The following is a 12,859-nucleotide window of genomic DNA, read 5'->3' as shown; positions in this document are numbered from 1 at the left end:
GCGCAATAATGTGCGCCCCAGAAAGCGTCAGAAACCGAGGCTGTCGAGCAGGTCATCCACCTGCGCCTGATTGGCGATAACGCCGACGCCGTTTTGATCGAGCTGCGGGCCGTTGAGCAAGCTGTCGTTCGGTTTTTTCTCCTTCGCCGGCTGCTCTGGAATATTTTCCATCAACACCATCAGCAGCTGCTTTTCGATCTCCTGCACCACGTCCATCATGCGTTTGATCACCTGCCCTGTCAGATCCTGGAAATCCTGCGCCATCATGATTTCCAGCAACTGGGCGTTGGTGAACGCCGTATGTTCCGGCACCTGTTCCAGATACTGCCGGGTATCGGTGACCAGCGCGCGCGCGTCGGCCAGTTCGATCGGATCGGCAAACCAGTCGTCCCAGCGCCCTTTCAGCGCTTTGGCCTCTGACTCCAGCTCCGCCTGGCGCGGCTGCGCCGCTTCCACGCAGTTCAACGCCCGTTCCGCCGCCTGCGCCGTCATGGTGACCACGTAATCAAGCCGATCGCGCGCATCCGGGATTGCCTCTGCCGCTTGGGCGATTGCCTGATCTAGCCCCAGTTCACGCATGCTGTCGCGCAACATGCGCGTCAGTTGACCAATGCGGGAAATTATCTCTCCCGCAGTCGCCGCATCGCTGGCAGGCATTGGAATGTCTCTCATCGCCCTCTCCTTACATGCCCAGTTTTTCAAAGATCTTATTGAGCTTTTCTTCCAGCGTTGCCGCCGTAAAAGGTTTCACCACGTAACCGCTGGCACCGGCCTGCGCCGCCGCGATAATGTTTTCTTTCTTGGCTTCCGCCGTCACCATCAGTACCGGCATCGCCGCCAGCGCGCCGTCGGCGCGAATGGTTTGCAGCAGTTCGAGGCCGTCCATATTCGGCATGTTCCAGTCTGATACCACAAAATCGAAACCGCCGGCGCGCAGCTTGTTCAGCGCATCCGCGCCGTCCTCAGCCTCTTCAACATTGTTAAAGCCCAACTCTTTCAACAAATTTCTGACGATGCGACGCATAGTGGAGAAATCGTCCACCACCAGAAATCTGAGATTTTTATCTGCCATGTTCACTCCCAAAGTGTTAACCGTTCAATTGTGCAAAACCACCGCCGCCGTAAGGCGGCAATATAAAATCAAATGCGCAGCGCCTGCCCGCCGGCAATTTGCGCCAGCATGCGTTGGCTCATGCGATCCAGATCCACCACTTCGTTCACCCCGCCGGTGGCGATAGCCTCGCGCGGCATGCCGAACACCACGCAACTGGCCTCGTTCTGCGCCAGGGTATAAGCGCCGGCGCGGTGCATTTCCAGCATGCCCATCGCCCCGTCATTGCCCATGCCGGTCAGGATCACGCCCACCGCATTGCGCCCGGCAAACTGCGCGACAGAACGGAACAGTACGTCTACCGAAGGCCGGTGACGATTGACCGGTGGGCCGTCATTCAACTTCACCTGATAGTTGGCGCCGCTGCGCGACAGTTCCAGATGGCGATCGCCCGGCGCGATATAAGCATGACCCGGCAGCACCCGTTCACCGTCCTCGGCCTCTTTCACCGTGATCTGGCACAGCTTGTTCAACCGTTCGGCAAACGATCGGGTGAAACCCGGCGGCATATGCTGGGTGATCAACAGCGCCGGGCTGGTAGCCGGCAGCGGTTGCAGCACCTGACGGATCGCTTCGGTGCCGCCGGTGGAGGCGCCGATGGCAATCAGCTTCTCACTGCTCAGCAACGGCGTATGGCTAAGGATCGCCGGCGCCGGGCTGTTGGAGCGCTGCGGCAACCGCGCCTTGGCCGCCGTGCGGATTTTCTCGGCAATCAGTTCGCTGTAAGCCAACATGCCTTCGCGGATGCCAAGCTGCGGTTTGGTGACGAAATCCACCGCCCCCAGTTCCAGCGCGCGCAGGGTGATCTCCGACCCTTTACCGGTCAGCGACGACACCATCACCACCGGCATCGGCCGCAAGCGCATCAGTTTCTCCAGGAAGTCCAGCCCGTCCATGCGCGGCATTTCAACGTCCAGCGTCAGCACCTGCGGGTTAAACTTTTTGATCATATCGCGCGCCACCAGCGGATCCGGCGCGGTCGCCACCATCTCCATATCGGAATGGCTGTTCACAATTTCGGTCATCAGCTGCCGCATCAGGGCCGAATCGTCTACGCTCAATACTCTGATTTTACTCATTACCTCTCCTTGGTCAGGCCATACACGGTCTGCCCACGCAAGTAGAAATCCCGGCTGATCTGGCTGAAGTTCTCGGAGTGGCCGGCAAACATCAGGCCCCCCGGTTTAAGCAAGGGCACAAAGCGGCGCAGGATGCTCTCCTGCGTCGCCTTATCGAAATAAATCATGACATTGCGGCAAAAAATGGCGTCAAACTGCCCTGGCAGCGCCCATTCCGGCGCCAGCAGGTTGAGCGACTGGAAATTCACCCGCGCCGCCAACTCCGGCCGTACCCGCACCAGCCCCTGATGCGGACCTGTGCCGCGCAGAAAATAGCGCTGCATCTGCGCCGGCGTCAGGGTGCGCAGATCCTCGTGGCGGTAAACGCCCGCTTCGGCCTTTTCCAGCACCTGGGTATCGATATCGCTGGCCCATACCTGACAGCCGGTGGCGCGTTGCCCCAGCACTTCGTTCAGGGTGATGGCGATCGAATACGGTTCTTCCCCGGTCGATGCCGCCGTACTCCACACGCAATAGCCGTTGGGCCGCTGGCGCGCATGTTCCGCCAGGATCGGGAAGTGATGCGCCTCGCGGAAAAATGCCGTCAGGTTGGTGGTCAGCGCATTGATAAACGCCTGCCATTCGGCGCTGTTCGGATCGCTTTCCAGCAGCGCCAGGTAATCGCCGAAATCGTTCAATCCCAGCAACCGCAGCCGGCGCACCAGGCGGTTGTAAACCATCTCGCGCTTGTGCTCCGCCAGCACAATGCCGGCGCGCTGGTAAATCAGTTGGCTGATACGCCGAAAATGCACGTCCAACAGCGGCAGGCGCTGTACCATCTGCGTCAGTAAAGACCCAGGATCCCGGTTAGGGGTCGACGGCGCCTGTTTCATACCCTATCACTCATAAAAAACGTGCTGCTTATGCGGTTTGACAATCTGAGGTTTCCTTTACCACGGGTGAAACTGCGTCTTGATTGTTGCCCGGCGCGGCGAAGTTATCGTCTGCCAGACGGAATACCGACACCGCATCGGCCAGGGTTATCGCCTGATCTTCCAGTGCGGCCGCCGCCGAGGCGGCTTCCTCCACCAGCGCGGCGTTCTGCTGGGTTACCTGATCCATTTGGGTCACCGCCTGCGTGACTTGCTCGATGCCGCGGCTCTGTTCATCGGACGCCGAAGCGATTTCGCCCATGATGTCGGTAACCCGGGTGACCGAGCGCACGATGTCCTGCATGGTCGCACCGGAGTTTTCCACCAGCACCGAACCCTGTTTCACGCGGCTGACCGACTCGTCGATCAACCCTTTGATTTCTTTCGCCGCCTGCGCGCTGCGGCTGGCTAAATTGCGCACTTCACCGGCCACCACCGCAAAACCTCGCCCCTGTTCACCGGCACGCGCCGCTTCTACCGCCGCGTTCAGCGCCAGGATGTTGGTCTGGAAGGCAATGCCGTCGATCACGCTGGTAATGGCGCCAATTTTCTGCGAACTGTTGGCGATATCCTGCATGGTGGTCACCACGTCGCCGGCCATTTCGCCGCCCTTGGCTGCCGTGGCGGAGGCATCGCGCGCCAGTTGCGAGGCCTGGCGTGCGTTGTCGGCATTTTGTTTCACCGTGGCGGTCAACTGCTCCATGCTGGCGGCGGTCTCCTCCAGCGAGGCAGCCTGTTGCTCGGTGCGCGAAGAGAGATCGTTGTTGCCCTCGGATATTTCCTGCAGGCCAATCAGGATGGATTCTGCGCCATCGCGCACTGCGCCGACGGTGCCAATCAACGAACGCTGCATGTGCTGCAGACTGGCAAACAGCTGGCTGATTTCATTGCGGCCATAAACCTGGATCGGCGTAGCCAGATCGCCGGCGGCGATGCGGTCAAAATGGCGACGCATGATATTCAGCGGTTGCACCAGCATATTGCGCAGCCACCACAGGGCGCCGCCGGTTACCAGGATAAGCATCAGCACCGCACCGCCCACCAGCCAGCCGGACAACGAGAAGGATTGCTGATTGGCGGCGTTGGCCGCATCGACATTGGCATTCACCAGTTGCAGATACTGGACAAAATCGGCCTCGAACAGATCCTGGGTTTTCTGCGTCGGCTGGTCCATAAACGCCTGCAGGTTATTGTTCTCCAGGAAGCCAATCAGCTCACGCAACGCGCTGCGCAACCGGTTATAGCTGGCTTGGGTGGTTTCGGTCAGTTGCTGTTCCTGTTCGCTGTGACGCGGTACCGCCAGGAACTGGTTGAAATAGAGATCGGCTTTCTGCAGTGAGCTGCGCGCATTGCCCATCAGCGCATTCACCTGCTCTTGCGGCAGCTTAAGCGCCGAACGGGTGCCGGCGCGGTTCAGCGTATTGCGGGCCTGTAGCAGCGATACCCAGCTCAGGCTGAGGGCATCGCGCTGCTGGCTGCCGAGCGTGATCAGGTTCAGGTTGTGGTGATCGGAACGGAAAGCGGTGTACGACAAGCCGCTGGTGGCCAACTGCATAACACAAAAAGTCATCAACAACAGAAACAAACTGGTAGAGACGCGGATTCGGTTAAACACTGTGAACCTCCTTGCAGCCGGCCGACGGCCAGCTTACGACGGGGAATAAGCCTCCCGCAGAACTGCGAGGAGGCCCAATGTCGGTTAGAACGTTTCCCAGTTATCCTGCAGATCGCTGGCGTTCGTTTTTTTATGATTGAGTACCGGGAGAACGGTGGCTTTGCCGGCAGGCATTTTGAATTCGTCCTGGCCTTCCGCTTTCAGACGGAATACCGCCACCGACTGCGTCAGCATGCTGGCTTGCTCTTCCAGAGCCGCTGCCGCAGAGGCGGACTCTTCTACCAGCGAGGCGTTTTGCTGGGTGACGCGGTCCATTTCCGCCACCGCCTGGCCGACCTGATCGATACCGCGGCTCTGTTCGTCGGAGGCCGAGGCGATTTCACCCATGATGTCGGTGACGCGGGTGACCGCGTTTACGATGTCGCCCATGGTCTCGCCGGCGCTTTCCACCAGCACCGAGCCCATATCGACACGGCTGACGGAATCTTCGATCAGGCCCTTGATCTCTTTCGCTGCCTGCGCGCTGCGCTGGGCCAGGTTACGCACTTCCCCCGCCACCACCGCAAAGCCACGGCCCTGTTCGCCGGCGCGTGCCGCTTCTACCGCCGCATTCAGCGCCAGGATGTTGGTCTGGAAAGCAATGCCGTCGATCACGCCGGTAATGTCGGCAATCTTCTGCGAACTGCCGGCAATGTCGTGCATGGTCTGCACCACGTTGGCCACCACTTTGCCGCCCTTCTGCGCGGTTTCTGAGGCGCTCAGCGCCAGTTGGCTGGCCTGACGGGCGTTTTCGGCGTTCTGTTTCACCGTGGCGGTCAACTGCTCCATGCTGGCGGCGGTTTCCTCCAGCGAGGCGGCCTGCTGTTCGGTGCGAGAAGAAAGATCGTTATTGCCGGCGGCGATTTCGGAGGCGCCGCTGTAAATGGCGTCGGCCCCCTGACGCACGCCGCTGACGGTCTCGATCAGTTCGTTCTGCATGTGTTTGAGGCTGGCGGCCAGCACGCCCATTTCATTGCGGCTGGTCACAGCGATCGGTTGGGTCAGATCGCCGGCGGCGATCATTTTGATGTGCTCGATCATGCGGTTCAGCGGGCGTACCAGAATGTGGTGAATGCCGCTCCACACCAATACGATAACCGCCAGCACCACGACCAACACCACGACCAGCGTCCAGATAGCGAAGCTGAAGGAGTTGTTGCTGTCTTCCACCGCGCTTTGGTAGAGCTTGTCGTTTTGCGCCAGGTAGGTGTTGTAGACGTCTTCAAAGCCGTTCTGGTAGCTTTGCGTCGGTTGGTCGAAGAAGGCGTTGATCTTGCCTTCGCCCAGCAGTTGAACCAACTCGGACAACGCACCGTGCAAAATACCGTATTGCTGTTTGAGCTTTTCGGCAGACTGCGCGTCCTGACGAGGACTTAGAGGAATTTTGTCATAGGCGGCATAATGTTGTTCCGCCACCAGCAGGTTGTTTTTGGCCCCAGCCAGCAGGTCGGTAACGCTGGCGCCGCTGCCAATCTTATTGGCATCCATCATGTAACGGATCCCGGCGCGGTTCAGCGTATTGCGAGCCTGCAGCAGGTTAACCCAGCTTTCGTTCAAATCGGACTGCTGCTGGCGAATGGTCTGCAAAACGGTGAAGTTTTCTTTGTCATTCTTTAGTGAGGAGAAAAAGAGCCCGCCCGAAACCAGCTGCAAGGCGCCAAATAACACCAGTACCAGCAACAGGCTGGTGACCACCTTCATACGATTAAACATGTTTTCCCTTGTTGAAAGCCCGCGCGGACAGGCCCGAAGTCTGTTGATTGACAAAGTTATCGGCGCTGCGGGGCAGAACTTTATGCGAGGAGGTAACTATTTTTGGTTGAGGTTTTGGATGCACCGTACGACGTCCTTACGGCGGAGATCAATGGCTGTACATATGCAGGGTTCAGCATGCCGCCCTCGTATCACCACAGGGCTTGGCGCGTACGCCCGTCAGGCGTAACATCCTGCCATCATCGGAAAGCATTTGTGAGGACGAGATGGAGAATCGACGAATCAAACGGGCGGCGTGGGTATTTGCAGGATTCTTGGCCGCCAACTTGCTGAGCAGCCTGTTGAGCTCAACGACGCAGGTCAACCTGTTGCGCAGCGCCACGGTTGCGGCGCTGTTCGCTGCCGGTTACCTGTTGGTGACCAGCCGTGTCTGGAAAAGATACGTGCTGCGCTTGAAGGATATCGATTAGTCGGGCAATGCATCATCAGGCGCTACCCGTTTTTGAGCGCAGCATACGGCAGATCCCTTGCCGCATGCTGACCCCGTCTCATCGCCAATCAGGCGCTTTTCGCCACGCTGTCGACCAGCGACATCTCTTCGCTGCTCAGCAGCTTTTCGATATCCACCAGAATCAGCATGCGATCGCCCAGCGACCCCAGGCCGGTCAGGTATTCGGTCGCCAGCGTCACGGCAAACTCCGGTGCCGGGCGGATCTGCTCGGTGGTCAGCGACAGCACGTCGGATACGCCGTCAACCACAATACCCACCACCCGCAGGCCAAAGTTCAGCACAATCACCACGGTGTTTTCATCGTAGGACACGTCCTGCTGGGCAAATTTCACCCGCAGATCGATAATCGGCACAATCACGCCACGCAGGTTGGTGACGCCTTTGATAAAGGCCGGCGTATTGGCGATGCGCGTAACCTGATCGTATCCGCGGATCTCCTGCACCTTGAGGATATCGATGCCATATTCCTCGTTGCCCAAGGTAAAAATCAGGAACTCCTGCCCTACCGTTTCGCCAGCCAATTTGCTGACGGTTGCCAGTCCTGCCATATCATTCACCTCTACACCAATCGATTAGTTATTATGCAGCCGCGTCCGTCAGACGTTGTTCGCGGTTCAGCGTTTGCAGCGCCGACACATCGACAATCAGCGCCACGCTGCCGTCGCCCAGAATGGTCGCGGCGGAAATCCCCGGCACTTTGCGATAGTTGCTTTCCAGGTTCTTCACCACCACCTGATGCTGGCCGATCAACTGATCCACCAGCAACGCATAGCGGCGGCCGGCGCTTTGCAGGATCACCACAATGCCCTGAGTGGCGTCGGTTTTGGCGCCTGCCACCTCGAACACCCGGAACAGTTCCACCAACGGCAGATATTCGCCGCGCACCTGCAACACCCGCTCGCCGCCGGCCAACGGATGCAAGTCTTCGGCTTGCGGTTGCAACGATTCCATCACCGCATTGAGCGGCAAGATAAACACTTCGTCGTTTACCTTGACCGACATACCGTCGAGGATCGCCAGCGTCAACGGCAGCAAAATGCGAATCGCTGTGCCCTTGCCTGCCTGCGAGTGGATTTCTACGTGCCCACCCATTTCCTGAATATTTCGCTTCACCACGTCCATGCCGACGCCACGGCCCGACACATCGGTCACCTGCTCTGCGGTGGAAAAACCCGGCGCAAAGATCAGCATGCCGACCTCTTCATCGCTCATGCTGTCGCTGACCGACATCCCCTGCGACGCCGCCTTGGCGAGAATTTTTGCCCGGTTCAGCCCGGCGCCGTCGTCGGTCACCTCAATGCAGATATTGCCGCCCTGATGCTCCGCCGACAGAACCAGATTACCCACAGCCGATTTACCGGCGGCAACGCGCGTGGCCGGGTCTTCGATGCCGTGATCCAGGCTGTTGCGCACCAGGTGCGTCAGGGGATCGATAATGCGTTCGATCAGACTCTTGTCCAACTCGGTAGAACTGCCCTGCAACTGCAGCTCCACTTGCTTGTTCAGCTTGCCGGCCAGATCGCGCACCAGACGCGGGAAGCGGCTGAACACGTACTCCATCGGCATCATGCGGATCGACATCACCGATTCTTGCAGATCGCGCGCGTTACGCTCCAGTTGGCTCATGCTGTTGAGCAGATCGCCGTGGTTGACCGGATCCAGGCTGCCGGAACGCTGCGCCAGCATCGACTGGGTGATCACCAGTTCCCCGACCAGGTTGATCAGTTGGTCAACTTTTTCCACCGCCACGCGGATACTGGTCGACTCGCTGGCCTTGGCGCGCGGCTTCGGCGCTTCGGCAACCGCAGGCGCCGGTTTGACTACCGTCGGCTCTGTAGCCTGAACGGCAGGCTGTGTCGGCACCGGCGGCAACTCGGCCTGCGGCGGCTTGGCGAAGCTGATTTGCTCCGGCTCCAGCACGAAACACAGCACTGCGCTGATGTCATCTTCGCCGGCAGAGGTCAGCAGCGTCACTTCCAGGCTGCTTTCGGTCTGCTGCGGATTTTTCACCTCGCCCAGGTTGCCCAACTCTTCCAGCATCAGCGGGATTTCATTCGGCTTCAGGCCACTGAGGCAAACCCGCATCCCGCCCTCTGTCGCCGAAGGTGCGGCGACGGCAGTTTCCGTCAACGCAAGCGCAGCGGGAGCATCCTGCTGCTGTGCGTCCAGCGCAAGCTGCCGCAACGCCTGACAAATGTATTCAAAGCTGTCGGCGTCTGGCTTTTGCGACGTTTTATAGGCGTCCAGTTGCTCCTGCATAATGTCTTTGGTTTCCAGAAACAGGTTGATAATTTCAGTGCTCAGGCTCATCTCCTGACGCCGTGCACCGTCCAGCAGGTTCTCCAGCAAGTGGGTGGTTTCCTGCAGCACCGAGAAGCCGAAGGTCGCCGCACCGCCCTTGATCGAGTGCGCTGCGCGGAAAATGGCGTTCAGCGGTTCAATGTCCGGGGCCAGCGGATCCAGCTCCAGCAGGTGTTGCTCCATGTCGGCCAGCAACTCATCTGCTTCATCAAAAAAGGTCTGATAAAAAGCGCTAATATCCATGCTCACGGGGTCACCTCTGCTGTGAGTCGCTGTTAGTCGGTGAAGGGACAGCCGTCGGCTGCTCCGGGGCGATAAGGGTCGCCGGTGCCGTTGCCGACGGCGCCAGAGGCTTCAGATCAACCGGCCGGGCGATGCCCATCGCGTTGCTTTCGCCATTTTCGTGTTCAATGCCCTGTTGGGTTTGCTTGTTCAGCACCAGCACGGTGATGCGGCGGTTGATGGCATCATCGGCTCCGTGCTGTTTCAGGCTCATGGTGGCGGCCATGCCTACCACCCGCAGCACCTTGCCCTCCGACAACCCGCCGGCGATCAGCTCGCGCCGCGAGGCGTTGGCGCGATCGGCCGAAAGCTCCCAGTTGCTGTAGCCACGCTCGCCGGTGGCGTAGGGAATATCGTCGGTATGACCGGACAGGCTGATTTTATTCGGCAGGTCATTCAGGATCGGCGCAATGGCCCGCAAGATATCGCGCATGTAGCTTTCTACCTGTGCGCTGCCGGTTTTGAACATGGGCCGGTTCTGACTATCGATGATCTGAATGCGTAATCCTTCATCCATCATGTTGATCAGCAGATGCGGACGCAGCGCTTTCAGGCGCGGATCGGATTCAATCAGCTCATCCAGCTTTTCCCGCAGCTTGTTGAGCCGCAGTTCCTCGTCACGCTTCTCCAGCGTATCGATCTGTTTTTTCACCAACCCATCCTTCTGAGTGGGGTCATCCCCGCCCCCCGGGATCGGGCTGCTTTCCGAACTGCTCTTGTCGCCGGTGGTCAGCGCCACCTTCAACGGCGTGCGGAAATATTCGGCGATTTGCGTCAGCTCTTGGGGGCTGGCGATCGCCAGCAACCACATCACCAGGAAGAACGCCATCATGGCGGTCATAAAGTCAGCATAGGCAATCTTCCAGGAGCCGCCGTGATGCCCCGCATGATGCGATTTGCGTTTTCTGACCAGAACGACCGGGTGATTCTGTTTCATGCCTGCTCTTCTTCCGTCGCCTGCTGCGCCGGCGCCTTAACGCGACGCACGTGTTCTTCCAGCTCAACGAAGGATGGCCGCTCGGTGGTGTACAGTGTTTTACGGCCGAATTCGACCGCAATCTGCGGCGCATAGCCATTCAGGCTCGACAGTAGCGTGACCTTGATGCATTGCATCATTTTGACGTTTTCCGCGCTTTTCTGCCGCAGCAGGGTCGCCAGCGGCGAGATAAAACCGTAGGCCAGCAAAATGCCGAGGAAGGTACCGACCATCGCGTTGGCGATAAGCGCACCCAACTCGGCCGCCGGGCGATCGGCCGAGGCCAGCGCATGCACCACGCCCATTACCGCCGCCACAATGCCGAAGGCCGGCAACGAGTCGCCGACCATCGCCAGGCTACCGGCCGGCACTTCGCTTTCCTGTTCGAAGGTTTCGATCTCTTCGTCCATCAGCGCTTCAATCTCAAACGCATTCATGTTGCCGCTCACCATCAGCCGTAAGTAATCGGTAATAAATTCCACCAGGGTGTTATCGGCAAGGATGCGGGGATAATTAGAAAAAATTTCACTTTCCTGCGGGTTATCGATATCGAACTCGAGGGACAACATGCCCTGTTGACGGGATTTGGCCAGCAGGCGATACAGCAACGCCATCAGATCCATGTACAGATCCTTGCTGTACTTCGAACGGCGCATCAGTTTGGGGATAGCGCGCAGGGTGGATTTTATCGCCTTACCGTTGTTGCCTACGATAAAAGCGCCGATGCCCGCACCGCCGATGATCAAGAACTCCGACGGTTGATAAAGCGCACCGAGATGCCCCCCCACCATCATGTACCCCCCAAAAACCGCCCCCAATACCACGAGATAACCCAAAATAACTAACACACGCATTCCTTAAATTAACAATGTGGATGGAAGGTGGGATAAGCGCGCTTTTGAGCCGCAACGGCGCAGCAGTCCAGGCTGCGCCGACGGGTTCGGTATACCGAACCCTGCGTTTCACAAGTCGATTTAGGTCTGGACGAACCGGCGTTGCCGCCGGCTCAAATTGCGCGTTTAACCTGCTCGTCCGGCTGTTGAGGAATAATATCGGCCAGTTGCGGCGAAAGTTTACGTCTTTTTACTGCGCGGGAAGGGGGTTGGCATAAACTGCAAACAAAACTGTTCAAGGGTTGGTGCGCGTGGGTGATAAAAGTGCCGCCACAACAGTTGCAGGCGGAGAGCTGCAACATGCCGCTGTCGACGAAACGCACCAACGTCCAGGCGCGGGTCAGCGCCAGCAACGGCGTCTCCCCCGCCGGATGCGGACACTGTTCCAGATACAGACGATAGGCTTTGATCACCGCCTCGACACCGGTACAATACCCGCTCTTCATCAGGAAACTGTAGGCGTTGTAAAACATGGATGAATGGATGTTCTGTTCCCAGGTCATAAACCAGTCGGTAGAGAACGGCAACATTCCTTTCGGCGGCGGACTGCCGCGCAATTCCTTATAGAGTTTGATCAAACGCCCGCGGCTGAGCTGAGTTTCACTTTCCAGCATCTGCAAACGCGCACCCAGCGTAATCAATTCCATCGCCAGCTGGATGTCCTTGGCTTCCTGAACAATACTTTTCTCTACCATCATCAGGCTCTTTTCTTCGTCGCACTACCGTCTTTAGCCGATAGTTCTTGCAGTAAATGGCTTGATAGCAAAATGCCCGTATGGATTTGCTGCAGATCGTCCACACGTGACTCTTTCGTCAGGCGTTCGATAGTATGGCTTTCGTTAAAACGGAAGTGACAGACCAACTGGTTAGTCTCAGCCAGTTTGACCATTTGCGGTAACGTGAGTTGAGCGAGCGCATCGGCCATGGCTTCGTCGATACCCAGACGGAACATCGCCGATGCTTTTTCATCATTAATCAGACGCTGTGCTAAAAGTAAATATGACAAATTTATGTCATAAATATGCTTAAGTAATTCAGACGTACCCATATTCCCCATCCCGACAGACTATGTTTAAAAACATACGCTGGGTGATAATTTTTATCGCCCGTGACCTGGGTTTGTTCCCGAAGTTGGCAAATGAATCCCTGAATAACGGCCGTTATAAATTTTTCAACATCTCTAAATTCGGACCATCATTCAGTATTTGATACGTGCGCAAACCAATGTGTATGGATGTACAGCATTTTGCTTCGATAGTGTGTAGTCACCATGAAACTATTTTTACAAAATTAATAAGATTATTCCTGAAGCAGCGCAACTCTACCCCCGAACCATTAGCACACACAACGTAAGTAGGAGGCAATTTTAAATACAATGTGACATAGATCACAAAAATAAAAAATAATTAAGCCAAATACCCCCTTATA

General features: G+C 57.6%; 13 protein-coding genes. 1 reads left to right on the top strand and 12 read right to left on the bottom strand.

Annotated elements, in window-relative coordinates; translation table 11 throughout:
* Window positions 1–27: 27 nt before the first annotated feature.
* The 6 genes from cheZ to SPL01S_RS18005 form a co-directional block, all read right to left on the bottom strand.
* Complete coding sequence (gene cheZ / locus SPL01S_RS18030) at window positions 28–672, bottom strand: protein phosphatase CheZ (protein ID WP_062871195.1); 645 nt, start codon at window positions 670–672, stop codon at window positions 28–30.
* A gap of 10 nt (window positions 673–682) precedes the next feature.
* Complete coding sequence (gene cheY / locus SPL01S_RS18025) at window positions 683–1,072, bottom strand: chemotaxis response regulator CheY (RefSeq protein ID WP_006326141.1); 390 nt, start codon at window positions 1,070–1,072, stop codon at window positions 683–685.
* 68 nt (window positions 1,073–1,140) lie between these two features.
* A complete protein-coding gene (locus tag SPL01S_RS18020) occupies window positions 1,141–2,190 on the bottom strand; it encodes a protein-glutamate methylesterase/protein-glutamine glutaminase (protein ID WP_062871196.1) in 1,050 nt (349 codons plus the stop codon).
* Window positions 2,190–3,062 (bottom strand): protein-glutamate O-methyltransferase CheR, encoded by an 873-nt coding sequence (gene cheR / locus SPL01S_RS18015; RefSeq protein WP_063201861.1) that lies wholly within the window; start codon window positions 3,060–3,062, stop codon window positions 2,190–2,192. Before cheR ends, SPL01S_RS18020 begins: the two co-directional genes overlap by 1 nt.
* A 28-nt stretch (window positions 3,063–3,090) precedes the next feature.
* Window positions 3,091–4,716, bottom strand: a complete 1,626-nt coding sequence (locus SPL01S_RS18010; protein ID WP_063201858.1) for a methyl-accepting chemotaxis protein — start codon at window positions 4,714–4,716, stop codon at window positions 3,091–3,093.
* An 84-nt stretch (window positions 4,717–4,800) separates the two neighbouring features.
* On the bottom strand, window positions 4,801–6,456 hold the full coding sequence (locus SPL01S_RS18005; RefSeq protein WP_373282287.1) for a methyl-accepting chemotaxis protein: 1,656 nt from the start codon (window positions 6,454–6,456) through the stop codon (window positions 4,801–4,803).
* A gap of 278 nt (window positions 6,457–6,734) precedes the next feature.
* Between SPL01S_RS18005 and SPL01S_RS18000 the strand changes: the two genes are divergently transcribed.
* Complete coding sequence (locus tag SPL01S_RS18000; RefSeq protein ID WP_063201852.1) at window positions 6,735–6,938, top strand: hypothetical protein; 204 nt, start codon at window positions 6,735–6,737, stop codon at window positions 6,936–6,938.
* An 88-nt stretch (window positions 6,939–7,026) separates the two neighbouring features.
* Here the strand turns inward: SPL01S_RS18000 and cheW are convergent, their stop codons facing one another.
* From cheW to flhD, 6 genes are all read right to left on the bottom strand, one after another.
* Window positions 7,027–7,527 carry a chemotaxis protein CheW gene (gene cheW, locus SPL01S_RS17995; protein WP_004946138.1) on the bottom strand — a complete coding sequence of 167 codons (501 nt, stop codon included), beginning with the start codon at window positions 7,525–7,527 and terminating at the stop codon, window positions 7,027–7,029.
* 31 nt (window positions 7,528–7,558) lie between these two features.
* Window positions 7,559–9,529, bottom strand: a complete 1,971-nt coding sequence (cheA, locus tag SPL01S_RS17990; RefSeq protein ID WP_111738479.1) for a chemotaxis protein CheA — start codon at window positions 9,527–9,529, stop codon at window positions 7,559–7,561.
* Between the two features lie 4 nt (window positions 9,530–9,533).
* The gene (gene motB / locus SPL01S_RS17985; RefSeq protein ID WP_063201846.1) at window positions 9,534–10,499 is read right to left on the bottom strand and encodes a flagellar motor protein MotB; all 966 of its coding nucleotides are present in this window, start codon (window positions 10,497–10,499) and stop codon (window positions 9,534–9,536) included.
* Window positions 10,496–11,386, bottom strand: coding sequence for a flagellar motor stator protein MotA (motA, locus tag SPL01S_RS17980; RefSeq protein WP_006326150.1), 891 nt, complete (start codon window positions 11,384–11,386; stop codon window positions 10,496–10,498). Before motA ends, motB begins: the two co-directional genes overlap by 4 nt.
* A gap of 158 nt (window positions 11,387–11,544) precedes the next feature.
* Complete coding sequence (gene flhC, locus SPL01S_RS17975; protein ID WP_004946150.1) at window positions 11,545–12,129, bottom strand: flagellar transcriptional regulator FlhC; 585 nt, start codon at window positions 12,127–12,129, stop codon at window positions 11,545–11,547.
* Window positions 12,129–12,479: a flagellar transcriptional regulator FlhD gene (gene flhD, locus SPL01S_RS17970; RefSeq protein ID WP_004946152.1), complete on the bottom strand. Its 351-nt coding sequence runs from the start codon at window positions 12,477–12,479 to the stop codon at window positions 12,129–12,131. The genes flhC and flhD overlap by 1 nt, the downstream gene beginning before the upstream one ends.
* Between the last annotated feature and the right edge of the window lie 380 nt (window positions 12,480–12,859).

Origin of the sequence: Serratia plymuthica NBRC 102599 (assembly GCF_001590925.1) — a bacterium.
GTDB lineage: Bacteria > Pseudomonadota > Gammaproteobacteria > Enterobacterales > Enterobacteriaceae > Serratia > Serratia plymuthica.
This window is presented reverse-complemented; position numbering and strand designations above follow the sequence as displayed.